This is a genomic window from Acidovorax sp. HDW3 (genome assembly GCF_011303755.1).
Taxonomy (GTDB): domain Bacteria; phylum Pseudomonadota; class Gammaproteobacteria; order Burkholderiales; family Burkholderiaceae_C; genus Paenacidovorax.
The window spans coordinates 2,326,239-2,349,512 of record NZ_CP049885.1 but is presented as its reverse complement, the minus strand read 5'-3'; the positions used below and the strand labels follow the sequence as shown (position 1 = coordinate 2,349,512).

Genomic DNA, 23,274 nt, shown 5'->3' with positions numbered 1-23,274 from the left:
TTTGGTTTGAAAGATCGAAATGCTGCGGCGGCGGCACTCAACACGGCGCAGCCTCGGGAATGAAGCGGCGCATGGTGAAGGCAAACAGCAGGCCGCCGGCGTACATCAGCACGCCGTAGATGGCGCCCGGAATGGCGAGCGCGTCGTTGCCCAGCACGCTGCTGGCGATCACCAGGGCCAGGGCGGCGTTTTGCACGGCGGTTTCAATGCCGAGCGTGACCGATTGGCGCCGCGACAAGCGCGCCAGCCAGGCCACACCAAAGCCCAGGCACAACATGCTGAGGTTGAGCACCAGGGCAAAGGGCGCCAGGCTGCTGAAGTTGGCGCGCAGCAGTGCCCAGTTTTTCACCACCGCCAGCACCACGATGAGGACGAAGAGCAGCGTGGCGATGCGCGTGGCGCGTGGCTCAAAGCGCAGCGCCCAGGCGGTGCAGCGCCGGCGCACCACCATGCCCAGGGCCACGGGCAGGCCCAGCACCAGGGCCACCTGGCCCATCATCAGGCCCACGGGCACGTTGACGGTGCTGGCCTCACCCAAAAAATGCCCCAGCGACCAGGTGACCACCACGGGCAGGGTGAAGATGGTGAGCACGCTGGCCACTGCCGTAAAGCTCAGCGCCAGCGCCACGTCGCCGCGCGCCAGATAGGTCAGCAGATTGGACGTGCTGCCCGTGGGGCAGGCCGCCAGAATCATGAAGCCGACGGCAAACACGCCGGTGATGCCCAGCAGCTGCAGCATGGCGTAGCACACCAGCGGCAGCAGCACGAAGTGGCACACCATGCCCACCAGCAGGGCGCGCGGCTGCGTCAGGATGCGCCCAAAATCCGCCGGCGCCAGCCCCAGGCCGAGTGAGAACATGATGAAACCGAGGATGAGCGGCAGCAGCACACTCGATGCGATGTCTCCTTGCATGGGGGGCCTCCTGTGGTGGTGAAACGGTGTTGGCTAGCGGTTGCGCCAGAGCATGACGTTGAGCATTTTGCTGGCCAGCCCGGTGTACGGCGGCATGAGGAAATCCACCGAGCGGAACACGCCCTGTTGGAACACCGGGCGCAACTTGGAAAACGTCAAAAAGCCCTCGCGCCCGTGGTAATGCCCCATGCCGCTGTTGCCCACGCCGCCGAACGGCAGCGCGTGCTGGCCGGCGTGCAAGAGCGTGTCGTTGATGGTCACGCCGCCCGAGAGCGTTTGCTCCAGGTAGCACTTTTGCAGCGCCTTGTCTTCGCTGAACAGGTAGAGCGCCAGCGGGTGGAGGCGGTCGTTGATGTACTGCAGCACTTCCTCTTTCTTCTGGTAGCTCAGGATGGGCAGCAGCGGGCCAAAAATCTCGCGCTGCATGACCTGCATACCGTCGTGCACGTTCAAGAGCGCCACTGGCGGCATGATGCGCCGCGCCGCATCGCCCTGTTGGCCGGGGCACAGCGGCACGGCCTGCGCGCCCTGGGCCACAGCGTCTTGCAGCATGGCCTGCAGGCGGTCGTACTGGCGCTGGTCGATGATGGCGGTGTAGTCGCCATTCAAGAGATCGGGGTAGCGCTGCGCGAGGATGCGGCGGGCGTGCTCGATGAAGGCTTGCTCCTGCCCCGCAGGCAGAAACAGGTAGTCCACATTGGTGCAAATCTGCCCGGCGTTGAGCATCTTGACCCACAGAATGCGCTCGGCGGCTTTGGCGAGCGGGTAGTCGGGCGCGACGATGGTGGGGGACTTGCCGCCCAGCTCCAGCGTCACCGGCGTGAGGTGGGCCGCCGCGTTGGCCATGACGGCGCGGCCCGTTTGCGGCGAGCCGGTGAAGAACAGGTGGTTGAACGGCAGTTGCGTGAACAGCGGGCCCAGCGGCTGGCCCGGCCCGGCGTCGTCGTCGGCAAACAGGCACACCTTGTCCGCAGCAAAGTACTTGGGCAGCAGCTTTTGCAGCAGGCGCGCGGTGTGGGCGGAGTTTTCCGACATCTTCACCATGGCGCGGTTGCCCGCAGCCAGTGCCCCAATGAGGGGCTGCACCACCATGGCGATGGGGAAGTTCCACGGCGAGACGATGCCGATCACGCCCACGGGCTGGGGCAGCACGTAGGCGCTGGCGAGCGGGTATTGGGTGATGTCCAGGTGGCGCTTTTGCTTTTTCATCCAGCGCGGTAGCTGGCGCATGGCGTCCAGGGCCGCTTCCTGGCCTTGCAGCAGCTCGGTGGCCAGGGTTTCAAAGTGGCTGCGGCAGCCAAAGTCGGCATTCACGGCATCGAGCAGCACGGCGCGATTTTCGACTAGCAGGCGGTGCAGGGCGCGCAGGTCGGCGCGGCGTTCCTCTAGGCTGGGGTAGCGGTTTTTGGCAAACGCCGCTTGCTGGGCGGCAAAGGCATCGCGCAAAAAAGCGGGCAGGTGCGCGGGGATGTGGATGGCCTGCCAGGCGGCGCTGGGGGGGGTGGTGGTCATGGTGTTCCTTTCGAGAGTCGCTCCTGGGCGCGGCGGGCAATGGCGTCGCCCACGGCGCGGGCGAGCTGCGGGGTGTGGCGCGAGAGGAAGGCGGTGAGCGCCGCCTTGGGTGTGTCGGTGATTTCAAACTCGCGCCGCGCAATGCCGCGCAGGAGCGCGGGCACGGATACATCGAGCGTGCTGCTGCCGGCAAAGGCTTTCATGGCGGCGGAGACGGGGTGCATGGTGCGCTTTTCGGCCACCACCATGGGTGTGAGGATTTCACCCGGGCAGCACAGGCTGACGGCGATGCCTTGCAACTTCATTTCATAGCGCAGCGCCTCGGCCAAGCCGCGCACGCCGTATTTGGACGCGCAGTACGCGGTGTAGCCAAAGTTGCCCGTGAGGGCAGCGAGCGAGGCGATGAAGGCGATCTGGCTGCCCGGCTGCATGTGCGCCAGCACGGCGGCGGCAAAGTGGCGCGTGCCTTTGAGGTTGACGTCCACCACCTGCTCAAAGTCGGCGGCAGAGGACTGCAGCAGCGGCCCGTTGTGCAGCACGCCCGCGCTGTGGATGGCGAGGTCGGGCGCACCCAGCTCCTGCACGGCCTGCGCCACGGCAGCGGCAATGGCCTGGGCCTTGCCGACGTCGGCGCGGTAGCAGGCAAAGCGTTGCTCGGGGTTTGGGGCCGCAGCACGCAAGTCCAACAGCACGGCGCGCGCATCGGAACGGTTGAACAGGGCAATGCTCGCGCCTGCGGCGGTCAGCTCCTGCGCCATGGCGCGGCCTATGCCGCTGCTGGCGCCGGTGATGAACACTGTGCGCGGCGCGCCGTGCTTCCAGGGGTAGTCGTGTTTCACTGCCAGTCCTCGCGCAGCAGGGCCGCGCCTTTTTCGCCCACCATGTACGTGGGCGCGGTGGTGTTGCCGCCGGGAATGTGGGGGAAGATGGAGCTGTCGATCACGCGCAATCCTTGCAGGCCATGCACGCGCAGGCGCGCATCGACCACGCTGTCCATGGCGCTGGGGCCCATGCGGCAGCTGCTGGTGGGGTGGTAGTTGGTGCCGGCCACCTGGCGGCAGTAGGCGGCGTAGTCTTCATCGGTTTGGCACTGCGCGGTGCGCAGGTCGGCCTTGACGCGGGCCTTCATCGTCGGCGTGTCGTACACCTGCAGCACCTGGCGCACGCCCTTGACCATGGTGGCCATGTCGTCGGGGTGGGAGAAGTAGCGGAAGTCAATCGCCGGGGCATCCTCCCAGCGCGGGCTGGCCAGTTGTACCGTGCCACGGCTCTTGGGGTGCAGCAGCAGCACATGGGTGGACATGCCATGCTTGGCGTACACCTTGCGTCCATGCTCCATGGCCAGCACGACGACGAACTCGTACTGCAGCTCCGGCATGGGCGAATCGGGCGAAAGGCGCATAAAGCCCGTGACCTCGGCAAAGTTGGTGGTGCACATGCCGCGCCGCTCCTTGCGCCAGCGCCCCATGGCCCGCCAGAAGCTGCGCGCCCCGGTGGGCGAGATGCCCACTAAATTCGGGTCGCCCGGAATGTGGTGGCCCAGGATCACGTCCAGGTGGTCTTGCAGGTGCTGGCCCACGGCGGGCAGGTGGGCGACCAGCGGAATGCCCATGCCCTGCAGGTGCGCCCCATCGCCCACGCCCGAGAGCTGCAGCAGCTTGGCCGAGAGCAGGCCGCCGCTGCTCACGATCACCTCTTTGCGGGCGCGAATCTGGCGCTTTTGCCCACCCTGCACCACCTCCACGCCCACGGCGCGCTGGCCCTCGAACAGGATGCGCGTGGCGTGCGCCTCGCACTGCAGCGTGAGGTTGGGTCTGCTCCCCAGGTGCGGCAGGATGTAGGCTTGGCCCGCGTGGTGGCGCTCGCCGCCCTTCATCATCACCTGCGTGGGGCGAAAGCCGTCTTGCACCGCGCCGTTGAGGTCGGGGTTGAGCGGCCAGCCCAGCTCCTTGAAGGCTTGGTTGAGCGTGCCGTGCCAGGGGTTGTCGGTGCGCAGTTCCTCCACCCACACCGGGCCGCTGTTGCCGTGGTAGGGGTCGCCGTCCTGGTTGAAGGTCTGGTTGTTCTCGCTTTTCTTGAAGTAGGGCAGCACATCGCCCCAGCCCCAGCCGGGGTTGCCTGCAGCGGCCCAGCCGTCGTAATCGAGCGGGTTGCCGCGCATATACATCAGCATGTTGAGCGACGTGCCCCCGCCCAGGCCGCGCCCCAGCGGGTGGTAGGCACGCCGCCCATTGAGCCCCGCCTGCGCCTGGGTGTTAAAGCCCCAGTTGTAGGCGCTGCTTTTGAGCCCATAGACGAGCGAGGCCAGCGCCGCATTGGTGGCGAGCAAGCCCTTGCGCTGGCCCGGCCCGGCTTCGAGCAGCAGCACGTTGTGGCGCGCGTCCTCCGACAGCCGCGAGGCCACGGCGCAGCCCGCAGGCCCGGCACCGATGACGATGAAGTCGTAATCCATTATTGCTCCTGATTTTGTAGCTACTTGCGCTTGATTGGTGGGCGCTAGAGCCTGTTTTTATTGAAATATCCTGTTCTGGTGCGGGCTGGCATGGCCCCCTCTCCCCCCGCCCCTCCCCCGCGAGGGGGGAGGGGAGCAGCAGCCGCTGTGGGCTGTGCCCGGGGTGGCTCCCTCTCCCCTTGTGGGCTTATGTATGCACACATCTTTTTTTGATAGCGCACAACGCTTGTTTGGCGCTGGTTTGCACTCCCTCTCCCCTTGCGGGAGAGGGTTGGGGAGAGGGGTGAATAGGCAAGGTGCTGCCAGCGCCCCCTCTCCCCTGGCCCCTCCCCCGCGAGGGGGGAGGGGAGCAAAAACCGCCCTTTGACCAGGCGGATGGGAGCCGTCAAAAGATGTGTGCATACACAAGCCCCTTGCGGGAGAGGGCCGGGGAGAGGGGGCGCCGCAGCCATGAGGTATGCCATGGCTTACCCGGTGACGATATGCCGCGCCGCCGCCCGCGCCGTGAGGATGCAGCCGGGCAAAAACGTGCCTTCCAGCGAGCGCTTGCCCGAGGCCCCGCCGCCGCCAAAGCCCGCCGCCTCGCCCACGCAGTACAGGCCGGGGATGGCACTGCCTGCGCCACCCAGCACGCGGCTTTGCAAATCGGTCTGCAGCCCGCCCAGGCTTTTGCGCGTGATGAGCTGGGTGTGGATGGCGATGAACGGCCCCGCGCCCGCCTTTTGCAGCGGCGCGGGCTTGCAGGTGCGCAGGCTGTCGGGGCGCCACTTGCGCGCCTCCAGAATGCGGCGCACCTGAATGTCGCCCTCGGGCTGGCCGCCGGGGGCAAAGAGCGCGTCCCAGGCGCCCACCGTGGCCTGCAATTGCTCGGCGCGGATGTCGTGCGAGGCCGTGAGCGCATTCATCTTCTGCGCCAGCTCGGCCAGGGTGCCTGCGACGATGAAATGCGGGCTTTGCGCCGCCATTTGATCGACCAGGCGGTGGTTGCCCAGCAGGGTATCTTTGACAAAGCGCAGAAACTGCCGGTCGCGGATGCGCGGGTTGTGCTCGGCGCCCGAGACGGCAAACTCCTTGAGCGCAATGCGCCGGTTCAAAAGCTGCCAGGTCCAGGGCTTTTCCTGCGCCGCCACCTGCTGGCACAGCCAGTGGGTGTCAAAACCCGTCACCAGCGGCTCCGGCCCCATGCGCTCGCCCCGGTGATTCAGCCACAGGGCCGACTTGCACGGAATGAGCGACAGGCCATGGCCCGGAAAATGCGGATACGGGTGCGGAATGCCAGCAGCGTAGTTCCACATCTCGCCCGCGTGGGTGATTTGCGCGCCCAGGTAATCCGCCGCCCAGTGGTGCATACGCCCATCGGCAAAAGGGTGGGCGCCGTTGAGCATGGTCTTGGGCAAAGGGCGGCCCGCAGGCCAGTTGCGCCGCGTTTGCTCGTGGCCGCCGTTGATGCCGCCCATGGCCAACACCACGGTGGGGGCGGTGAGAAGCACCTCGCGCCCCGTGGCCTCATCGACCGCCACCGCGCCCGACAGCTGGCCGCCCGACTGTTCCAGCTTTGTCACGCGGTGGCCGTGCAGCACCGTGAGCCGCCCGCCCTGGCCAGCAGCGCGCATCTGCTCGATGAGTCGCAGCGTCATGAAGCGCGACGTGCCCCAGACGATGTGGTAACGCGCCACGCTGTTGCCGTCGCCATTCATGCCGCGCTCGACCAGATTCACGGCGGGCATGAACTTGATGCCTTCTTTGAGCAACCAGTCATAGACCTGGGGGCGCGACTGTTCCACGTAATAGCGCGCCCATTGCTGGGGCCAGGTGTCGGCAGGGTCGAGCTCGCCAAAACGCTGCCAGTCGGCCAGCGCGCGCTCGGGCGAGTCGGCAATCTTCATCTTCGCCTGCAAGGGCGTGCCCACCAGCGCCATGCCGCCAAAGGCCCACAGCGCCAGGCCGCCAAAACGCTCGGGTGTGTCGCGGTCGATGAGCGTGACGCTTTTGCCCGCGCGCAGCAGTTCCAGCGCGGTAACGATGCCCGCCAGCCCGCCGCCAATGACCAGGGTGTCTGCTTTCATGTCTGCCATGTCCGGTTGTCTCCTGGGGGGTAAAGATAGCGGGGGAGGGCGTTTGGTGATTGACTTTAGGAGACAACATAATTGACTTTATGAGCTATTTCCCCGTCTGCAGTACAGCAAGATGCCGACGTTAGACTCTTGAAACTCAAGCGAAAGAACAACGTGACGGTGGCCTGAGAGACTGAGCCATCGCACCAAGCAAGGATGGATGGGCGCAATGCCAACACTGAACTGGATCTACGCCGCTGCCAACCGCCTGGGCACACGCGTTGCACGCGAGGGCATCACCTTCAAGCAGACGCCTTACGCGCTGGAGGTGTGAGGTGGCGCAGGACTTGAAAGTCATCGTCATCGCCGGGCCCAACGGCGCAGGCAAAACGACGTTTGCGCGCGAGTTTTTGCCCCATGAGGCGGCTTGCCCGGTGTTTGTCAACGCCGACTTGATTGCGGCGGGTTTGTCGCCCTTCGACGTGGAGGCTGCCGCCCTGCAGGCGGGGCGCTTGATGTTGCAGGAGCTGGAGCGAGCAATGAACACCCAAAAGCCTATCCACCAAGCGCGCACTGCCGATCTGCGCGGTTCATGGCAGGCATTGCTGCGCGCGGCGCAGCGCGCACGTGAGCTGGCGGCACAAACGGGGACTGAGCTGATTGTCAGTCGCGACGGGGTGATTGAGCGCATCCGGCCTTTGCCGGATGCAGCGGGTTCGCAGGTGCGCGAACCCGTATCGCCTTATGGGGACAAGGCATGACGGCTTTTCCGCCCAAAAAATACCAATTCGATCCTGTCGATGGCGGTGGTGTCCTCAACAGCGTGCAAGCCTGCTTCAAGGCTTGAGTTTTGTCGCCATGGCACTGCAAGCGACCGTTTCCATGAGCTGGGTCAACACCGTGCTCGACGCGGCCGCCCAGCAGGGCGCGCCGCGCGCGCAGGTGCTGGCGCTGGCGGGGATTGCGCCGCAGGAGCTGCAGAGCGAGCGCTGGCCCATCGACCACATCGCCCGGTTGTGGCGTGCGGCGGTGCAGGCCACGGGGGATGCGGGGTTTGGCCTCAAGGCCGGGGCATCGGTGGGGCCGGCGAGCTTTAATGTGGTGAGCTATCTGCTGCAGTCCGCGCCCACGCTGCGCGCGGCGCTGGCGCTGGTGCAGCAGTACCAGAGTTTGATTTCGGACGGCGGGCGCTTTCAGACGATTGCGGGCGAGGGGGCTTGCTGGGTGATTTACCACCCGCGCCAGGGCTCGTTGGCGTTCAGTCCGCACCAGATCGAGGCGGTGCTGGCGGCGGTGGTAGTTTTTGCGCGCTGGATCACGGGGCCCGGCCCGGCACTGGTGCCGCTGGCGGTGCAGTTCAACCAGCTGCAGATTGGGCCGTTAGCGGGTTACCGGGCGGTGTTTGCTTGCCCGGTGCAGTTTGAGCAGGCGTTCAGCGGCCTGCTGTGGGACAACGCTGTGCTCGATGCGCCGCTGCCGCAGGCGGATGCGCAGCTCGCTGCGGCCCACCACCGGCTCGCCAGTGCGCGTCTTGATGCGCTGGCGCCGCCGCAGGCGCTCGAAAAGGTGCTGGTGCAGGCGCTGCAGCGCTGGCTGCAGCAGCAGTTGCACGAAGGTGGTGCCGTGCCGACCAGGGCGCAGGCGGCGCAGATGCTGGGGCTGGGCGAGCGTACGCTCGCGCGCCAGCTGCAGGCGCAGGCGACGAGTTTTTCGCAGCAGCTCGATGCCGCGCGCCGCGACGCCGCCCTGCAGGCCGTGGCCCAGCCCGAGCGTGCGCTGGCCGACATTGGCCAGGCGCTGGGCTACGCCGAACCTGCGGTGTTTTGGCGTGCCTTCAAGCGCTGGACGGGCTGCACGCCGGCGCAGTGGCGTGCGCGCCAGGATGTGGGGTCTTGATAATTTGCTCTTTTTTCAGTAGCTGCTGGCGCTTTCTGGGCAAGGGTTGGCTGCCTTTTATCCAAATTCCTCGGCGTACTGCGCTTGCCTGTGGCCCAACGGCCAGATTCACGAACACGTTCTCGGGTGGCAGGCCGAGCCTGCTTGACGAGTCGCTCGCCGGTGCTCCTGCAGGTAGTGATGCCGCAGGGTGCGTATGGCCCGGGATTTTGTCGCCATCCACAGGTAGCCCGGCCCCGGGGGGCAGCGGCGTCTGGGTGCAGACCCGGCCTTCCTCGCCCCGGGGGCCGGGGCGATTGGTGGTTTATGCGTCGCTGCAGGCCACCAGGTCGGCAATGGTCAGCAGCGGCAGGCGGTGCGCCGCCGCGTAGGCGTGAACCTGGACGCCGCGCATCATGCTGCCGTCCGGGTTCATCAGCTCGCACAGCACGCCTGCAGGGCGCAGCCCGGCCAGGCGCGAGAGGCACACCGTGCCCTCGGTGTGACCCGCGCGTGCGCGCACGCCGCCGGGGTGGGCGCGCAGCGGAAAGACATGGCCGGGGCGCACCAGGTCGGCGGGCCGGGCGCCGGGGGCAATGGCGGCCTGCACGGTGGTCAACCGGTCGCGCGCGCTCACGCCGGTGCTGACGCCGTGGCGTGCCTCGATCGACACGGTGAAGGCCGTGCCGTGGGCGCTTTCGTTGTGCTCCACCATGGGCGGCAGCTCCAGCTGGCGCAGGGCTTCGTCGGTCATGCACAGGCAGACGATGCCGCTGCCGTCGCGGATCAGCTGGGCCATGGTCTGCTCCGTCAGGCGCTCGGCAGCGACGATCAGGTCGGCTTCGTCCTCGCGGTCGTTCGCGTCCTGCAGGACGACGGGGATGCCCTGACGCACGGCGTCGAGCGCGGCAGCGACGCGCTGATGCGCGCTGGTGGCTTCGGTGGTGGTGTGGGTTTGAGACATTCAAACGCTCCTCGATGGTAGGTTGAGAAGACGCTTTCGGGGCGCGCAGCCACGACGGCCCCAGGCCGGTGTGGCCGGGGGCCGCTGGGGCTTGCGCATCTTCTTTCATCCGGACTGTGACCGTCGGCTCTGGTGTGTGGCCAGATCTGCTGACCCCGGGGCTCGGACGATGCCTGGCTCCGGGCGCTCGCGGGCTCGCGGGGAACCAGCACCAAGGTGGTGCTGCCCCGCCTACCGCCGGTGGGGAATTTCGCCCCGCCCTGAAGACGCGATGCCGGCATGAGGGCCGGCGGCACGATTGTAGAGTTGATGTTGGTGATATGGAAAAAGCCGGGTTGGCTCTTGATGGGAGAGCGCAAGCAGCTATCAAATAAATAGCTAAATATCTTTCTCTATCGGCGTCAGCCGCCCGAGCTGGTGCGCCAGCTCGATGGCCGATTCGACGCCCATCTTCTCGAAGATGTTGGCGCGGTGAAACTCCACCGTGCGCGCCGTGATGCCCAGGTGCTCGGCAATGGTTTTGTTGTAGTGGCCCTGGATGAGTTCGTTCAGCACTTCGCGCTCGCGCGGGCTGAGGCTGGCGAGCGCTTGGCGCAGGCGCTGGCGCTGGCGCTCGCTGGCGCTTTGCTGTTGCAGCGCCTGCATGGCCTGTTCGACGCGATCGACCAGCAGGTTGTTTTGAAAGGGCTTTTCCAGAAAATCCCAGGCGCCGTTTTTGACGGCTTCAACGGCGGTGCCAACGTCGCCATGGCCGGTGAGAAACAGCACGGCCCAGGGGCAGCCCAGGGCTTTGAGGCGCTCGAACGTGACCAGACCCGAGAGGGGTTCCATGCGAATGTCGAGCAGCAGCACGGCGGGGCTCCAGGGCTGGGGCAGGGTTTGCACGGTGGCCAGAAGTGCGGCGCCGCTGTCCCAGGTGCGCACTGGCCAGCCGCGCGAGTCAAACAGCCAGGCCAGGCCGTCGCGCACGTCGGCGTCGTCGTCCACGATATGGATGTCGATGGCGGGGGGCGGTGGCAGGCTCATGGTGCGGGAGGCGTGGGCGCCAGTGGGAGTTCAACCGTGAACAGTGCGCCGCCGAGCTCGGCGTCGCGGGTGACGAGGATGCGGCCATGGTGCGCTTCCGTGATCGAGCGGCAAATGGCCAGCCCCATGCCCATGCCACCGGCCTGGGTGGTGTAGAAAGCGTCGAACAGGCGCTCGCTCGCTTCGGTGGCCACGCCAGGGCCGCTGTCGGCCACGGCCAGGCTCAGGCAGGATGCGGGCGTGCATTCGGGGGCGCTGCATGGGTGGCTTTGCAGGCGCAACTCGACCCGTGCGGGCAGCGCCGATCCGCGTGGTGCCCAGGCCAGGGCATTGCTGCACAGGTTGTGCACCAGCTGTTCGAGCAGCAGCGCGTCGCCCTGCACCCACAGGTCCTGCGCTGGCAGCTGCAGTTGCAGCGCCACGGGTTGCGGTTGGCTCTCTTGCTGCTCTTGCACGCTGGCGCCCACGCGGCGCAGCAGGGCGCTGAAGTTGAGCTGGCTCAGCTGCAGCTCGCGCCGGCGGGCAAAGGCGTTCACGCGCTGGATCACGCCGCCGGCGCGGTTGGCCAGCTGCGCCATGCGCTGCACCACGGGTTCCATTTCAGCCAGGCCGATGCTGTCGCTGTGCAGGCGGTTGAGCAGGCCGTTGGCAAAGCTGGCGAGTGCGCCCAGCGGCTGGTTGAGCTCGTGCGCCAGGGTGGAGGCGACTTCGCCCACGGCCACCAGGCGGCCCGAGGCTTCGAGTTTTTCCTGCTGCTGCGCGGCCAGTTGCTGGGCGCGCTTGCGCTCGCTGATGTCGAGCACCGAGCTCATCCAGCCGAGCTGGCGCCCGTCGGCGGCGAGCAGCGGCGCTTCGTGGATCAGCACATCGACCAGGCGGCCGTCGCGGTGCTGGAACTGGGTTTCCAGCCCTTGGCGCGGCGTGCCCTGGCGGATGACCTGGTGGTGCTGCAGCAGCAGCTCTTGCTGCAGCTCCTGCGGCCAGTAGGGCATGGGGGCGCTGCGACCGAGCAGTTCGGCGGCGCTCCAGCCAACCAGGGTGCAAAACGCGTCGTTCACGTACAGGATGCGCCCGCGCATGTCCCAGGCGCGCATCCCGACGCTGACCGAATGCTCCATCGCCGTGCGCAGCGCCACTTCGGCTTGCAGGCGCTGCTGCACCTGCTGGCGCTTGCCGATGTCGTGCCGCAGCGCCAGCAGGCTGGCCAACATGCCAAACAAAAACAGCAGCGCGACGACGAAGAACAGGCGCGGCACCTGCGAGCTTTGCGGCCCTTGCGGCACGACTTCGAGCAGCAAGTCGGTGCCTGGCAGGTTCATCACCATGCGGTAGGGGCCGCTGTTCTGGGGGCTGGGGCTGCTGCCATCGACCACCAGGCGCACCGATTGGGTTTGGGTGAACCAGCCGGGCAGCAGGGCGTCGAGTGCGCGGCGCATGGACAGTGCAATCAGCAGTGTGCCCCGCTGGCGGTTGCCGTCAAAAGAGGGCTGGGCGAGCCAGATGCGGTCGCTGGCCTGGCCGTCGGCGCCGCGCATGGGGCCGGCGTAGTGCGCGCGGCGCAGGCCGCTGGTGATGTCCAGCAGCGCTTGCAGCGCCTGGGCGTTGGTCGGCTGCGCCTGCCAGTCCTGGTGCCAGGCGGCCAGGTCGCCGCTGCTGCTGCCGTCGGTGTTGCGCCATACCTGGGCCTCGATCACGCCTGGCTCGCGCCACAGCAGGCCCAGCGGTGCCTGGCTGGCAGCGCCCTGGCCAAAGGCGGGCAGGGCGCTGGCGCCGCCTGGCGCGGCCTGGGCGGCCAGGCGGGCGGCGTCGTCTTCGAGGCGCCGGAAGTGAAACTGCACGCTTTGCTCCAGCCACTGCGCATCCGCGCCCCGGCGGCGTTCTTCTTCCTCGGTTTCAAAGTTGTTGAGGTACCAAAACAGCGCCAGTACGGCGCCCACCACCAGCACGGCCAGCCCCATCATCCAGAGCACGGTGCGGCGGCTGCGGTCGTGCAGCGCTCGGCTGCTGCTGTGCAGCAAGGTGAAGTCGTCCGTATCTGGCACAGTCAAAACAGGGGGGCGGCAAGGCAAAAAGCAGGCGCCGATAATACCGGCCATGCCCGCCCCTGACCTGACACGCCGCCATAGCCTGCACGCGCTGGCGGCCTTGGCCTGGCCGGGCGGTGCGCTGCGGGCGCAGACGCAGGGCATCACCATTCGCCTGTCGCATGTGGTGGCGCGGCAAACGCCCAAGGGTTTGATGCTCGAACACTTTGCGCAGCTGGTGCACGAGCGCAGCGCGGGGCGCATTCGCGTGCAGATTTACCCCAACTCCGAGCTGTATGGCGATGCCGACGAGATGCAGGCGCTGCAGTTGGGGGCGGTGGACATGCTCGCGCCCTCGCTCTCCAAGTTCAGCCGCATTGGCTTTCCTGAGTTTGAGCTGTTTGATTTGCCGTTTTTGTTCTCCGACGCCGTCCAGGTGCAGCGCGTGCAAAACGCTGCCGTGGGCCAGCGGCTGCTGGCGGCGCTCTCGCGCCAGCGCCTGGTGGGGCTGGGCTATCTGGACAACGGTTTCAAGCACATGAGCGCCCACCGGCCGCTGCGCGTGCCGGCGGAGTTTCGGGGGCTGCGGATGCGGGTGCAGGCTTCGCGCGTGATTGCGCAGCAGATGCGTGTCCTGGGGGCGCAGCCGGTGGTGCTCGACTTTGGCGAAACCCGCCGCGCCCTGGCCATGGGCGTGGTCGATGGCACGGAAAACCCGGTATCGAATTTTTGGACGCAGGGAATGCACGAGGTGCAAACCCACCTCACGCTCACGCACCACGCCTACCTGGGCTACGCCGTGGTGGCGCAAGAGCGTTTTTGGGCCCAGCTCGGGGTGGCCGAGCGCCAGCTGCTGGTGCAGGCGCTGCACCAGAGCCTGGTGTGGGGCAATGCGATTGCACGCCAGGAAAATGCCCGGGCGTTGGCCGCCCTGCGCGAGGTGGGCGGCACCCAGGTGCACGACCTGGCGCCGGCGCAGCGCCAGCAGCTGCAGGCGGCGACGGCGCCGGTGTACCAGGCGCTGGCGCAGCGCATTGGCCACCCTTGGCTGGCGCAGGTGCAGGCGGTAATGCAGGGATAAACGCAGTCTGGGGTAAACCCTAGCTGTGGAACACCACAGTTACCAGGTGGGGCCAAGCTGCCTACAGTGCGGCGCTTGTCGATCCCAAAAACCGAGGAGACCACCATGTCCTTTCCCCTGAAAAAAGTGCTCGCTTGTACCCTGCTGGCTTTTGGCGCCAGCCTGGCGGCGCAGGCGCAGACCGTCATCAAGTTCAGCCACGTCGTGGCGCAGGACACGCCCAAGGGCAAAGCGGCGGAATTTTTTGCCAAGAAGGCTGGCGAGCTGACCAAGGGCAAGGTCAAGGTGGAGGTGTACGCCAACAGCGCGCTCTACAAAGACAAGGAGGAGATGGAGGCGCTGCAGCTCGGTTCGGTGCAGATGCTCGCACCTTCGCTGGCCAAGTTCGGCCCGCTGGGGGTGAAAGACTTTGAAGTTTTTGACCTGCCTTTTATCTTCGATAACCGCGACGACCTGCACAAAGTGACCAACGGCCCCGTGGGTGCGAAGTTGCTGAAAAAGCTCGAATCCCGAGGTATCACCGGCCTGGCGTATTGGGACAACGGTTTTAAGATTTTCTCGGCCAGCAAGCCGCTCAAGGCCGTGGCGGACTACAAGGGGCTGAAGTACCGCATCCAGTCATCCAAGGTGCTGGAAGAAGAAATTCGCGCGCTCGGCGGCATTCCGCAGGTGATTGCCTTTGGCGAGACCTACCAGGCGCTGCAGACAGGCGTGGTCGATGGCACGGAGAACCCGCCGTCGAACTTCTACACGCAAAAAATGCACGAGGTACAAAAGCACGCCAGCCTGACCAACCACGGTTACCTGGGCTACGCCGTGATCGTCAACAAGAAATTCTGGGACGGCCTGCCCGCCGACGTGCGCGAGCAACTGAACGACGCCATGCGCCAGGCCACGGCCTACGCCAACCAGATTGCGCAAGACGAGAACGACCAGGCGCTCGAAGCCGTGAAGAAGAGCGGCAAGACCACCATCTACCAGCCGACCCCGGAAGAGCGTCTGGCGCTGAAGAAGGCGCTGGTGCCGGTGCACGACAAGATGTCTGGCCGCATTGGCAAGGAGACCATCCAGGACGTGTACAAGGCCACGGGGTTTGACCCGGCCAAGCTCTGATCCATTCCTGAGAGCACACCACAGACAGCGCCTGCGGGCGCTTTCTTTGTGCCCGGAGAAACACCATGAAAATCCTCGATCACCTGGAAGAGTGGCTCATCACCTTCCTCATGGGCGCAGCCACGCTCATCATCTTTGTGGCCGTGCTGCACCGCTACGCTGCCGGCTTTAATGTGCCGGGGCTGCAGGACTGGCTGCTGTCCATCAACATGACCTGGGCGCAGGAGCTGACCATCATCATGTTCGTGTGGATGGCCAAGTTTGGCGCCGCCTACGGCGTGCGCACCGGCATCCACGTCGGCGTGGACGTGCTCATCAACCGCCTGGGCAGTGCCAACCGCAGCAAGTTCATCATCTTCGGTCTGGGTGCCGGGGCGTTGTTCACCGGCATCGTCGCCACCATGGGCGCGACCTTTGTCTGGGAGAACGGTGCGCACTACGCCTTCTTTCACGGCCTGGGCATGAATGTGGACGAGCTGATCGAAGGCCCGACCACGCCCGACCTGGAGTGGCCGACCTGGATGGTCTACAGCGCCATTCCGCTGGGCAGCGGCCTGATGTGCTTTCGCTTTTTGCAGGTGCTGACTGGCTTCATCCGCACGGGTGAGCTGCCGCACCACGACCATGGCCACGTCGATGGCCTGGAAGAGGACGAGAAGCCGGCCCAGGACTACAACCCCTACGCCATGCGCGACAACCTGCACCCGGACGAACGCGCCCATGGGGAGGAGAAAAAATGAACGCCGCCATCATCTTCATCATCCTCACGGTGCTGATGCTCACCGGGATGCCGGTGTCCATCTCGCTGGGCCTGACGGTGCTGACCTTCCTGTTTGGCTTTACCGACGTGCCGCTGGAATCGGTGGCGCTCAAGCTCTTCACCGGCATCGAGAAGTTCGAGATCATGGCGATCCCGTTCTTCATCCTGGCGGGCAACTTCCTGACCCACGGCGGCGTGGCGCGGCGCATGATCAACTTTGCCACCGCCATGGTCGGCCACTGGTATGGCGGCCTGGGCCTGGGGGGTGTGCTCGCCTGCGCACTGTTTGCGGCGGTCTCGGGTTCGAGTCCGGCTACCGTGGTGGCCATTGGCTCCATCTTGCTGCCGGCCATGGTCAAGGCGGGCTTTCCGAACAAGTTCGGCGCGGGCGTCATTACCACCTCGGGGGCGCTGGGCATCTTGATTCCGCCCTCCATCGTCATGGTGATGTACTCGGTGGCCACCAACACGTCGGTGGGCGCGCTGTTCATGGCGGGCGTGGTGCCGGGCCTGGTGCTCGCTGCCGTGCTCGGCGGCGTGACCTGGTGGCGTGCGCGCAAGTACAACTACCCGCGCCTGCCCAAGGCCAGCTGGGGGGAGCGCTGGATGGCGTTTCGCCAATCCGTCTGGGGCCTGCTGCTCATCATCATCGTCATGGGCGGTATCTACACCGGCATGTTCACGCCCACCGAGGCAGCGGCCATGAGCGCGGTGTATGCCTTTGTCGTGGCGGTTTTTATCTACAAGGACATGCGCCTCAAGGACGTGCCCAAGGTGCTGCTGAACTCGGCCAACATGAGCGCCATGCTGCTGTACATCATCACCAACGCGGTGCTGTTCAGCTTCATCATGACCAACGAGAACATCCCGCAGGCGCTGGCCGACTGGATGCTGGGCAACGGCCTGGGCGTCATCACCTTCTTGCTGGCGGTGAACTTCATCTTGCTGCTGGCGGGCAACTTCATGGAGCCGTCGTCGATCATGCTGATCTTCGCTCCCATCCTGTTCCCGGTGGCGATGAAGCTGGGCATTGATCCGGTGCACTTCGGCATCATCATGGTGGTGAACATGGAAGTCGGTATGTGCCACCCGCCCGTGGGCCTGAACCTGTACGTGGCCTCGGGCATCACCAAAATGGGCATCACCGAGCTGACGGTGGCCGTCTGGCCCTGGCTCTTGGCAATGCTGGGTTTCTTGCTGGTCGTCACCTACTGGCCAGGCCTCTCCCTGTGGTTCCCGCGCTGGCTGGGGATGTTGTAACGCCCCTGAAACACCTGTGGAACGCCACAGTTACCGTCGCATTCAAAAATACCTACATTCAATACTCAGGTTTGTCTACCTGGGATTGACCCGAGGTTCTGACCGCAGGGTGGCACATGCCGCCCTGCGTTTTTTTTTGGATGGTGCCAAGTGATGATGGTGAAAATGAGTGTGAAGGCGGCCCTGCTGGCGGCCATGGTGGGTGCAACGACGTTGGCGGCGCAGGCGGAAATCCGCATTGGCCAGACGGTGGGCGTGACGGGTGCGGTGGCGGCGACGGTCAAGGAATCCATGGCCGGTGCCAAGCTCTACTTGGATCAGGTCAACGCCAAGGGCGGGGTGCACGGTGAGAAGATTGAGCTGGTGACGCTCGATGACGGGTTCGACGTCAAAAAAGCCGAGGCCAACGCCCGCAGCCTGATCGAGAGCAAGGGCGTGCTGGCCCTGTTCATGAGCCGGGGCACGCCGCACACCGAGGCCATCAACCAGGTGCTTGAGGAGCATCGGGTGGCGCTGGTGGCGCCCTCTACCGGTGCCATGGCGCTGCACCAGCCGGTACGCCCCTACCTGTTCCATGTGCGCGCCACCTACCAACGCGAGGCCGAGCGCGCCATGGCACACCTGGCCGGCCTGGGGCTGCAGCGCGTGGCCATCGTGCACGTGGACGACAGCTTTGGCCATGACGGTTTGCAGGGTGCACGTGGTGGCCTGAAGAAAGCGGGCCTGGAGCCCGTGGCCGTGGCCAAGTTCGATCGCAGCAAGCCCAACTTTGCCGCGTTGCTGCCTACGCTCAAAGCGGCCGATCCGCAGGCGGTGCTGGTCATCGGTTCGGGCACGGCGGTGGTCGAGGGCCTGCGCAGCATCAAGCAGGCCGGCATTGGCGGACAGCACCTGACGCTGTCGAACAACTCCTCCAACGGTTTCATCCAGATGCTGGGCCAGGACTCCAAGGGCATCATCGTCGGCCAGGTCATGCCCATGAGCCCGAACTACGCTTTGGTGACCCAGGCCAGCATTCTGGCCAAGGCACAGGGTCTGGACGACGTCAGCCCGGCCATGCTCGAAGGCTTTGCCGGCGCCAAAGTGCTGGTCGAGGCCCTGCGCCGCGCCGGTCCCAAGCCCAGCCGCGCGAGTGTGCACCAAGCCCTGGAGAACCTGGGGCGCTACGACCTCGGCGGCCTGGCCTTGGACTACAGCAGCGCCAGCCATTCGGGCCTGGAGTTTGCGGAGCTGACCGTGATTGGTAGCAGCGGTAAATTTCGCCGGTAAGCTATATTTTTTATAGCTGCTAGCGCTTATCCAGTAAGCGTTAGCGGCTATTTTGTTTCAAACTTTTCTCGTCAGGCCAGTGTGATGGGCTTGGTGGCGCGCACGCTGTGCCCGGCCTCGTCTTGCCACACCAGCAGCAGCGTGCCGCTGCTGCGGGCGACGAAAGTGAATTCGATGTACGGGTCCTGGGCGATGGAGATGCCTGGCTCCCAGGCGCACAGCAGTTGATCGCCCAGACGGGCTTCAAAGCGACGCACGATGTTGCGCGGACGCAGTTGGCCGGCGCCATCGTGGCGCAGGCCACTTTCCATGGTGTGCTCGATTTGGGCGCGCACGCGCAGGGTCTCGCCCAGCTTGGGCGCGCTGTTGCTGATCCACAGGCGTGGGGGTTTGCTGCTCATGGGGCTCCTTTCTGTCACATGCCGCAACCGCTGGCGGCAACGGTAACGCTCTGGCTCGCACCCAGAAGCAGGCCGCTTTTCATGCGCGCCAGGGCGTGCACGGTTTGCGTCTGCGTCAGGCGCAGCCGCACAGCGGCTTCGGCACTGCCGGTGGCGGCACCAAAGAACAGGCGGCAGGCCAGGGGTGCGGGGTTGAGTTCTGCGAGCACGATGATTTCCTCGCACCAGTCCTGCGCCGTGATCGGCAGCGTGACCTTGACCTTGACGGGCACGGCGCCTGGGTTGTCGGCCAGCGCCGGCAGCTCCAGCAGCAGCCCCTGGGGCTGGGGTTTGGTGCCGCGCGTGAAGTCGGCCCGGGCCTTGGCAAAGGCCGCCGGATTGGGCGCCAGCGCATCGGCCACGGGGGCGGCGGCCTGCGCCAGCGCCAGCGGGGGCAGGGCCAGGGCGGCGCCAGCGGCGCCCATGAGGGTACGGCGGTGCAACGTCATCACAGGGCCAGGAAGTCGGCAAAGCGGCCCCGGGCCCAGGCGAAGTCCTCGGCCACCATGTCGGTAGAGCGCACATCGACATCAATCTGCGTCTGGATGACCTTGCCCTGCGGATTGACTTCGTACTCGAACTTGACCGAAATTTCCTCCTGCGGGTCGCCGTTGACCATCATGTAGCACAGGTTGTCGGGCAGCAGCGGCGTGACCTCCTGGCCCGCAATGCGCTGGGCGATGTTCTTGGCCACGATGCGTCCGACGTAGTTGGCCACATGGCCGCTCTTGGGGTAGTGGCCAAACTGGTCGGAGATGGCGCCCATCAGGTCGCCGACGAAGTACACGCGGTCGTCACTGTGCGCGTGGAACAGGCGCGGGTGCATATCGGCCCAGCCGGTGGGTTTGCCGCTGGCGTCCTGGCCAATCAGGCCGGCGTGCCAGACCATGTCTGCCGCCTGGTGCGGGGGCATGAAAATGGCCTCGTCAAACTTCCACTCGCCGGCAGCGGTTTTGATCTGGCGGTTAAAGGGATCGACCTCCTGCACGCGTGCGTTCGGTACGTGGGTGATGATGTCGGGGTACAGCTCCTCGAACGCCTGCTTGTAACCCGCGCCGATGGGGGCAATCTTGGGCTTGGGGTCGAGGATGACGATCTTGCCGGGAATTTTGTTTTTCTTGATGTGCCAGGCAATCAGGCAGGCGCGCTCGTAGGGCGAGGGCGGGCAGCGGTGCGGTGGCGGCGGCAGCGTCATCACCAGCGTGCCGCCCTTGAAGTCCTTGACGCGCTGCTTGAGGGCAAACATCTGTTGGTTGGGCAGGTAGGCGCTGCTGAAATGCGTGCGCGTGTAGTCGATGGCACGTTGGTCGTTGCCAAACCAGGCCTCCCAGGCGTCGCGGATGCCGCCCGAGAGAATGAGGTAGTCGTACTCGATCAGGCCCAGGGCGGTGCGCACCAGCTTTTTGTCGCGCTCAAAGCCCGTGACCTCGGTTTGCAGCAACTGGTAGCCGTAGCGATTGGCCGGGCGCAGCATGTCGTGCTGCACAAAATCGGTTCCCACGATGTCAAGCAGCCATTTGTTGCTCATGGGGCCGGACCAAAAGGTGGGGTTGCGCTCAATGACCACCACGTCGGAATTGGGCACCAGCTCGCGCAGGTAGCGTGCTGCCGTCAGCCCGCCCCAGCCGCCGCCGCAGATGACGATGCGCGGCGCGCTGCCCTTGCGCGCCAGGATACGCGCCTGCGGCGTAATGACGGCAGGTGCGGCCAAGGCCTGCAGTGGCAGCGCGCTGGCTGCGGCTGCACCCAGGGCCAAGGTCGGGGGATGGAGGAGAAAGTTACGGCGTTTCATGGGAAGGCTCCAGTAGGGCGGGAAACAAATAAGCGTGCGCTTGGAGGGTGAGCAGGGCGCCTGCGACGATACCCGCACAGGCGGGCAGGCTGGCGTAGGCCAGGGTGGATAGCCCCGACAGGCCCTGGCCGATGGAGCAGCCGACGGCGAGCACGCCACCCACTCCCATCAGCACCCCGCCGCAGGCCGATGCGGCCAGGGCGCGGGGCTGGGCAAAGCCCTCCCAGCGCGCGCTGCGCGTGGCCAGGGCGGTAGCGCCCGCGCCGAGCAAGGTGCCCGCCACGATGGCAGGGCCCAGGCTGGCGGCGCGGCCTGTGGCCAGCTGCAGGTAAAACAGGCCCTCGGCCACGGGGCCGATGAAGCTCAGCGAGGTCAGTGGCGTGGGCTCAAAGGGATCGACCCCGACCTGCGCCGTCAGCCACCAGCCTGCTGCCACCAGGGTGCCAATCACCAGCGCGCACAGCAGCTGCACCGGTGTGCGGCGCAGTGCCGGAGGCCCCAGTGCGTAGCCCAGCAAAGCCAGGGCCGGTACGGCGGCAGCGCCCAGCGTGGCCAGGCCCAACCCCAGGCCCTGGGCCTGTAGTTGCTGCGCCAGCGTGGCATGACTGAGGTGGATGGTGCCCAGCGCTTGCAGCCACTGCCGCAGCGGGGCAAGTACCCCCGTGAGCGTAGCTTGTGCCGCCAGGCCCAGGCACAGCAGGGTGACCAGGGCGCGCAGATGTCCCCCGGCCAGCAGTACCAGCGCGCGGGCACCGCAGCTGCGCGCCAGCGCCATGCCGGAGCCAAACAGCAGGCCGCCCAGCAGTACGGCGGGCAGCGAAAACTGGGGGCGCACTAGCTGGGCACTGCCCAGATCGGCCAGACCGGCCCAGGCCAGCGCCTGTGAGGCCAGCAGTGCCACGGCCAGCGCCAGGGCAAAGGCCTGCAGTTGCGGCGCCGCGCCGCCCGCCAGGCGCTGGCGCAGACCGCGCAGCAGGCAAAAGTCCCCCAACCGAGACGCCACGCCAAAGGTGCAGCCCAGGGCGCAGCCGGCCCACAGCAGCGTGAGCGTCATGCGGCCAGCCCCCAGATGTCTTGGGTGATGGCCTGGTACCAGTCCTGGCCCTGTGTGGCCTCGGCACTGCGGTAGGCCGCGTCGGCGTTGAGCGGGCTGACGCCACCAGCCATTTCGTGCAGCTGCCCACCCTGGGCGCGGTATAGGCCCACCACCGAAATGCCGTAGCCGGGGGCGATCAGGCTGTAACAGGTGTTGCTGTAGGGCGCGCTCGGTGGTTCTTGCCCCAGCAGTGCAGCAGCGATGTGCGCGGCCGCTACTTTGCCCTGCACATTGGCGGCGAATCCGGACTTTGGCATGGGTGCAGCCTGTGCTGCGTCGCCCAGCACGTATATCTGCGGCTGCAGGCGTGCGGCAAAACTCTCGGGCTGCACGGGCGCCCAGCCACTGGCGTCGAGCACGCCGGCGTGTGCAGCAATGGCCCCCGCTTGTTGCGGTGCAATAACGTTGAGCACATCGGCGCGGTGGCGGGTACCAAAGGCGGTTTCAACCTCCAGGCGCGCAGCGTCCACGCGCAGCACTTGGCCGTCGTCTTTTTGTCCGATCCATTCGATCATGTCGCCGTAGCAGGCTTTCCAGCCCTGCAGGAAAAGGGCTTTTTTGGAGAAGTTGTCCTTGGCGTCGAGCAGCAAAATCTTGCTGCGCGGTTTGTGCTGCTTGAAGTAATGCGCCACCATCGCCGCGCGTTCGTAGGGGCCGGGGGGGCAGCGAAAGGGGTTTTCTGGAATCACCATGACGAAGCGTCCACCGTCGGGCATGGCCTGGAGCTGGCGGCGCAGCAGCTGGGTTTGGGCACCGGTTTTCCAGGCGTGTGGTGCGTGTTCGGCCGCAGCTTGGTCGTAGCCTTCGATGGCATTCCAGCGCATGTCGATGCCGGGCGAGAGCACCAGGCGATCCCAGCGCAGCTGCTGACCATTGTCGAGGCGCAGGGTGCGAGCCCGGGTGTCCACCGCCTCGGCCCGGGCGTGGATCACGTCCACCCCGGCGGCGCGCAGCCCGGCGTAGCCCTGGGCCAGTGCGTCCCAGCGCTGCAGGCCGGCAAGGTAGAGGTTGGAAAACGGACAGGTGTAATGCAGCGGCTCGGGCTCGATCAGGCTCACGCGCAGACCGGGGGCCAGACGGCGCAGTGCGCGTGCGGTTGTGGCGCCGCCAAAGCCGGCGCCGACCACCACCACATGGGCGGCGCCGGCGCCAGCACGCACCAGGGCGGGAGCGGCCAGGGCGCTGGCCAAAAAGGTGCGGCGCTGCAGGCTCATGGCTGGCGCTCCGCTGTGCCGCCTTGGTGTGCAAACCACTGCGCCAGGGCCTGCAGCTCCTGGGCTGTCAGGCCCTGCAGCAGCCGGGGCATGACGGTGGCGTGGCGATCCTGGCCACTTTGCAGGGCCTGCAGGCGTGAGAGCAGCGCGTCGGCATGGCGGCCCGTGAGGGCGGGAATGCTGGCGCTGCCCTGCGCGCGGTGGCAGTTGGCGCATTGGCTGGCGAGCAAGGCGGTATTTGTCTGGCTATCGGGCGTGGCCAACGCCGCCCAGGGCGCAGCCAGCACCAGGGCGCAGGCGGGGCGCACAAGCAAACGCAACATACAGACTCCTGGCAAGGTGGCCTGCGGTGCGAAAGAGGCTGCTGCCAGCGCAGAGCTGCAGCACCCGCCTCAGCCGTCACGCGGCACAAGGGAAAATGGATAGCTA

General features: G+C 66.3%; 21 protein-coding genes and 1 riboswitch. Of the genes, 7 read left to right on the top strand and 14 right to left on the bottom strand.

Annotated elements, in window-relative coordinates:
- Positions 1-37 precede the first annotated feature (37 nt).
- The 5 genes from G7045_RS10815 to G7045_RS10795 all read right to left on the bottom strand — a co-directional run bounded on the left by G7045_RS10815 (position 38) and on the right by G7045_RS10795 (position 6,952).
- The gene (locus G7045_RS10815; protein WP_166159642.1) at positions 38-913 is read right to left on the bottom strand and encodes a bile acid:sodium symporter family protein; all 876 of its coding nucleotides are present in this window, start codon (positions 911-913) and stop codon (positions 38-40) included.
- Between the two features lie 33 nt (positions 914-946).
- Positions 947-2,425 (bottom strand): coniferyl aldehyde dehydrogenase, encoded by a 1,479-nt coding sequence (locus G7045_RS10810; protein ID WP_166159641.1) that lies wholly within the window; start codon positions 2,423-2,425, stop codon positions 947-949.
- On the bottom strand, positions 2,422-3,264 hold the full coding sequence (locus tag G7045_RS10805) for an SDR family NAD(P)-dependent oxidoreductase (protein ID WP_166159640.1): 843 nt from the start codon (positions 3,262-3,264) through the stop codon (positions 2,422-2,424). The genes G7045_RS10810 and G7045_RS10805 overlap by 4 nt, the downstream gene beginning before the upstream one ends.
- Positions 3,261-4,877 carry a GMC family oxidoreductase gene (locus tag G7045_RS10800; protein ID WP_166159639.1) on the bottom strand — a complete coding sequence of 539 codons (1,617 nt, stop codon included), beginning with the start codon at positions 4,875-4,877 and terminating at the stop codon, positions 3,261-3,263. Before G7045_RS10800 ends, G7045_RS10805 begins: the two co-directional genes overlap by 4 nt.
- Before the next feature lie 467 nt (positions 4,878-5,344).
- A complete protein-coding gene (locus G7045_RS10795) occupies positions 5,345-6,952 on the bottom strand; it encodes an FAD-dependent oxidoreductase (RefSeq protein WP_166159638.1) in 1,608 nt (535 codons plus the stop codon).
- Between the two features lie 326 nt (positions 6,953-7,278).
- Between G7045_RS10795 and G7045_RS14720 the strand changes: the two genes are divergently transcribed.
- The gene (locus tag G7045_RS14720) at positions 7,279-7,692 is read left to right on the top strand and encodes a hypothetical protein (protein ID WP_240919214.1); all 414 of its coding nucleotides are present in this window, start codon (positions 7,279-7,281) and stop codon (positions 7,690-7,692) included.
- Between the two features lie 97 nt (positions 7,693-7,789).
- Positions 7,790-8,827, top strand: coding sequence for an AraC family transcriptional regulator (locus tag G7045_RS10780; protein WP_166159637.1), 1,038 nt, complete (start codon positions 7,790-7,792; stop codon positions 8,825-8,827).
- A gap of 304 nt (positions 8,828-9,131) precedes the next feature.
- Here the strand turns inward: G7045_RS10780 and ribB are convergent, their stop codons facing one another.
- The 3 genes from ribB to G7045_RS10765 form a co-directional block, all read right to left on the bottom strand.
- A complete protein-coding gene (gene ribB / locus G7045_RS10775; RefSeq protein WP_166159636.1) occupies positions 9,132-9,770 on the bottom strand; it encodes a 3,4-dihydroxy-2-butanone-4-phosphate synthase in 639 nt (212 codons plus the stop codon).
- A gap of 93 nt (positions 9,771-9,863) precedes the next feature.
- Positions 9,864-10,042: riboswitch (FMN riboswitch) on the bottom strand.
- Positions 10,043-10,148: 106 nt separating this feature from the next.
- Complete coding sequence (locus G7045_RS10770; protein WP_166159635.1) at positions 10,149-10,796, bottom strand: response regulator transcription factor; 648 nt, start codon at positions 10,794-10,796, stop codon at positions 10,149-10,151.
- On the bottom strand, positions 10,793-12,838 hold the full coding sequence (locus G7045_RS10765; RefSeq protein ID WP_166159634.1) for a nitrogen regulation protein NR(II): 2,046 nt from the start codon (positions 12,836-12,838) through the stop codon (positions 10,793-10,795). Before G7045_RS10765 ends, G7045_RS10770 begins: the two co-directional genes overlap by 4 nt.
- 52 nt (positions 12,839-12,890) lie before the next feature.
- On the opposite strand from G7045_RS10765, the gene G7045_RS10760 reads away from it, so the two are divergent.
- From G7045_RS10760 to G7045_RS10740, 5 genes are all read left to right on the top strand, one after another.
- Positions 12,891-13,901 (top strand): DctP family TRAP transporter solute-binding subunit, encoded by a 1,011-nt coding sequence (locus G7045_RS10760; RefSeq protein ID WP_166159633.1) that lies wholly within the window; start codon positions 12,891-12,893, stop codon positions 13,899-13,901.
- A 105-nt stretch (positions 13,902-14,006) separates the two neighbouring features.
- A complete protein-coding gene (locus tag G7045_RS10755) occupies positions 14,007-15,014 on the top strand; it encodes a TRAP transporter substrate-binding protein (protein ID WP_166159632.1) in 1,008 nt (335 codons plus the stop codon).
- A gap of 65 nt (positions 15,015-15,079) precedes the next feature.
- A complete protein-coding gene (locus tag G7045_RS10750; RefSeq protein ID WP_166159631.1) occupies positions 15,080-15,754 on the top strand; it encodes a TRAP transporter small permease in 675 nt (224 codons plus the stop codon).
- Positions 15,751-17,034 carry a TRAP transporter large permease gene (locus tag G7045_RS10745; RefSeq protein ID WP_166159630.1) on the top strand — a complete coding sequence of 428 codons (1,284 nt, stop codon included), beginning with the start codon at positions 15,751-15,753 and terminating at the stop codon, positions 17,032-17,034. The genes G7045_RS10750 and G7045_RS10745 overlap by 4 nt, the downstream gene beginning before the upstream one ends.
- 156 nt (positions 17,035-17,190) lie before the next feature.
- Positions 17,191-18,303, top strand: a complete 1,113-nt coding sequence (locus G7045_RS10740) for an ABC transporter substrate-binding protein (RefSeq protein ID WP_370521767.1) — start codon at positions 17,191-17,193, stop codon at positions 18,301-18,303.
- A gap of 71 nt (positions 18,304-18,374) precedes the next feature.
- Here the strand turns inward: G7045_RS10740 and G7045_RS10735 are convergent, their stop codons facing one another.
- From G7045_RS10735 to G7045_RS10710, 6 genes are read right to left on the bottom strand one after another with little or no spacing between them, the layout of a single operon-like run.
- Entirely contained in the window at positions 18,375-18,704 is a 330-nt protein-coding gene (locus tag G7045_RS10735) for a thiosulfate oxidation carrier complex protein SoxZ (protein ID WP_166159628.1), read from the bottom strand.
- Positions 18,705-18,718: 14 nt separating this feature from the next.
- Entirely contained in the window at positions 18,719-19,192 is a 474-nt protein-coding gene (locus G7045_RS10730; RefSeq protein ID WP_166159627.1) for a thiosulfate oxidation carrier protein SoxY, read from the bottom strand.
- Complete coding sequence (locus tag G7045_RS10725; protein WP_166159626.1) at positions 19,192-20,535, bottom strand: FAD-dependent oxidoreductase; 1,344 nt, start codon at positions 20,533-20,535, stop codon at positions 19,192-19,194. Before G7045_RS10725 ends, G7045_RS10730 begins: the two co-directional genes overlap by 1 nt.
- Positions 20,522-21,589: a YeeE/YedE thiosulfate transporter family protein gene (locus G7045_RS10720; RefSeq protein ID WP_166159625.1), complete on the bottom strand. Its 1,068-nt coding sequence runs from the start codon at positions 21,587-21,589 to the stop codon at positions 20,522-20,524. The genes G7045_RS10725 and G7045_RS10720 overlap by 14 nt, the downstream gene beginning before the upstream one ends.
- On the bottom strand, positions 21,586-22,845 hold the full coding sequence (locus tag G7045_RS10715) for an NAD(P)/FAD-dependent oxidoreductase (protein ID WP_166159624.1): 1,260 nt from the start codon (positions 22,843-22,845) through the stop codon (positions 21,586-21,588). The genes G7045_RS10720 and G7045_RS10715 overlap by 4 nt, the downstream gene beginning before the upstream one ends.
- Complete coding sequence (locus tag G7045_RS10710; RefSeq protein ID WP_166159623.1) at positions 22,842-23,168, bottom strand: c-type cytochrome; 327 nt, start codon at positions 23,166-23,168, stop codon at positions 22,842-22,844. Before G7045_RS10710 ends, G7045_RS10715 begins: the two co-directional genes overlap by 4 nt.
- Positions 23,169-23,274: the final 106 nt, after the last annotated feature.

What these genes read in the sequence shown, in the direction of transcription:
- G7045_RS10815 (WP_166159642.1), bottom strand. Translation starts at nt 913, where the DNA reads ATGCAAGGAGACATCGCATCGAGTGTGCTGCTGCCGCTCATCCTCGGT.
- G7045_RS10730 (WP_166159627.1), bottom strand. Translation starts at nt 19,192, where the DNA reads ATGACGTTGCACCGCCGTACCCTCATGGGCGCCGCTGGCGCCGCCCTG.
- G7045_RS10710 (WP_166159623.1), bottom strand. Translation starts at nt 23,168, where the DNA reads ATGTTGCGTTTGCTTGTGCGCCCCGCCTGCGCCCTGGTGCTGGCTGCG.
- G7045_RS10750 (WP_166159631.1), top strand. Translation starts at nt 15,080, where the DNA reads ATGAAAATCCTCGATCACCTGGAAGAGTGGCTCATCACCTTCCTCATG.
- G7045_RS10795 (WP_166159638.1), bottom strand. Translation starts at nt 6,952, where the DNA reads ATGGCAGACATGAAAGCAGACACCCTGGTCATTGGCGGCGGGCTGGCG.
- G7045_RS10715 (WP_166159624.1), bottom strand. Translation starts at nt 22,845, where the DNA reads ATGAGCCTGCAGCGCCGCACCTTTTTGGCCAGCGCCCTGGCCGCTCCC.
- G7045_RS10755 (WP_166159632.1), top strand. Translation starts at nt 14,007, where the DNA reads ATGTCCTTTCCCCTGAAAAAAGTGCTCGCTTGTACCCTGCTGGCTTTT.
- G7045_RS10770 (WP_166159635.1), bottom strand. Translation starts at nt 10,796, where the DNA reads ATGAGCCTGCCACCGCCCCCCGCCATCGACATCCATATCGTGGACGAC.
- G7045_RS10725 (WP_166159626.1), bottom strand. Translation starts at nt 20,535, where the DNA reads ATGAAACGCCGTAACTTTCTCCTCCATCCCCCGACCTTGGCCCTGGGT.
- ribB (WP_166159636.1), bottom strand. Translation starts at nt 9,770, where the DNA reads ATGTCTCAAACCCACACCACCACCGAAGCCACCAGCGCGCATCAGCGC.
- G7045_RS10780 (WP_166159637.1), top strand. Translation starts at nt 7,790, where the DNA reads ATGGCACTGCAAGCGACCGTTTCCATGAGCTGGGTCAACACCGTGCTC.
- G7045_RS10735 (WP_166159628.1), bottom strand. Translation starts at nt 18,704, where the DNA reads ATGAGCAGCAAACCCCCACGCCTGTGGATCAGCAACAGCGCGCCCAAG.
- G7045_RS10740 (WP_370521767.1), top strand. Translation starts at nt 17,191, where the DNA reads ATGGTGAAAATGAGTGTGAAGGCGGCCCTGCTGGCGGCCATGGTGGGT.
- G7045_RS10745 (WP_166159630.1), top strand. Translation starts at nt 15,751, where the DNA reads ATGAACGCCGCCATCATCTTCATCATCCTCACGGTGCTGATGCTCACC.
- G7045_RS10760 (WP_166159633.1), top strand. Translation starts at nt 12,891, where the DNA reads ATGCCCGCCCCTGACCTGACACGCCGCCATAGCCTGCACGCGCTGGCG.
- G7045_RS10720 (WP_166159625.1), bottom strand. Translation starts at nt 21,589, where the DNA reads ATGACGCTCACGCTGCTGTGGGCCGGCTGCGCCCTGGGCTGCACCTTT.
- G7045_RS10810 (WP_166159641.1), bottom strand. Translation starts at nt 2,425, where the DNA reads ATGACCACCACCCCCCCCAGCGCCGCCTGGCAGGCCATCCACATCCCC.
- G7045_RS10800 (WP_166159639.1), bottom strand. Translation starts at nt 4,877, where the DNA reads ATGGATTACGACTTCATCGTCATCGGTGCCGGGCCTGCGGGCTGCGCC.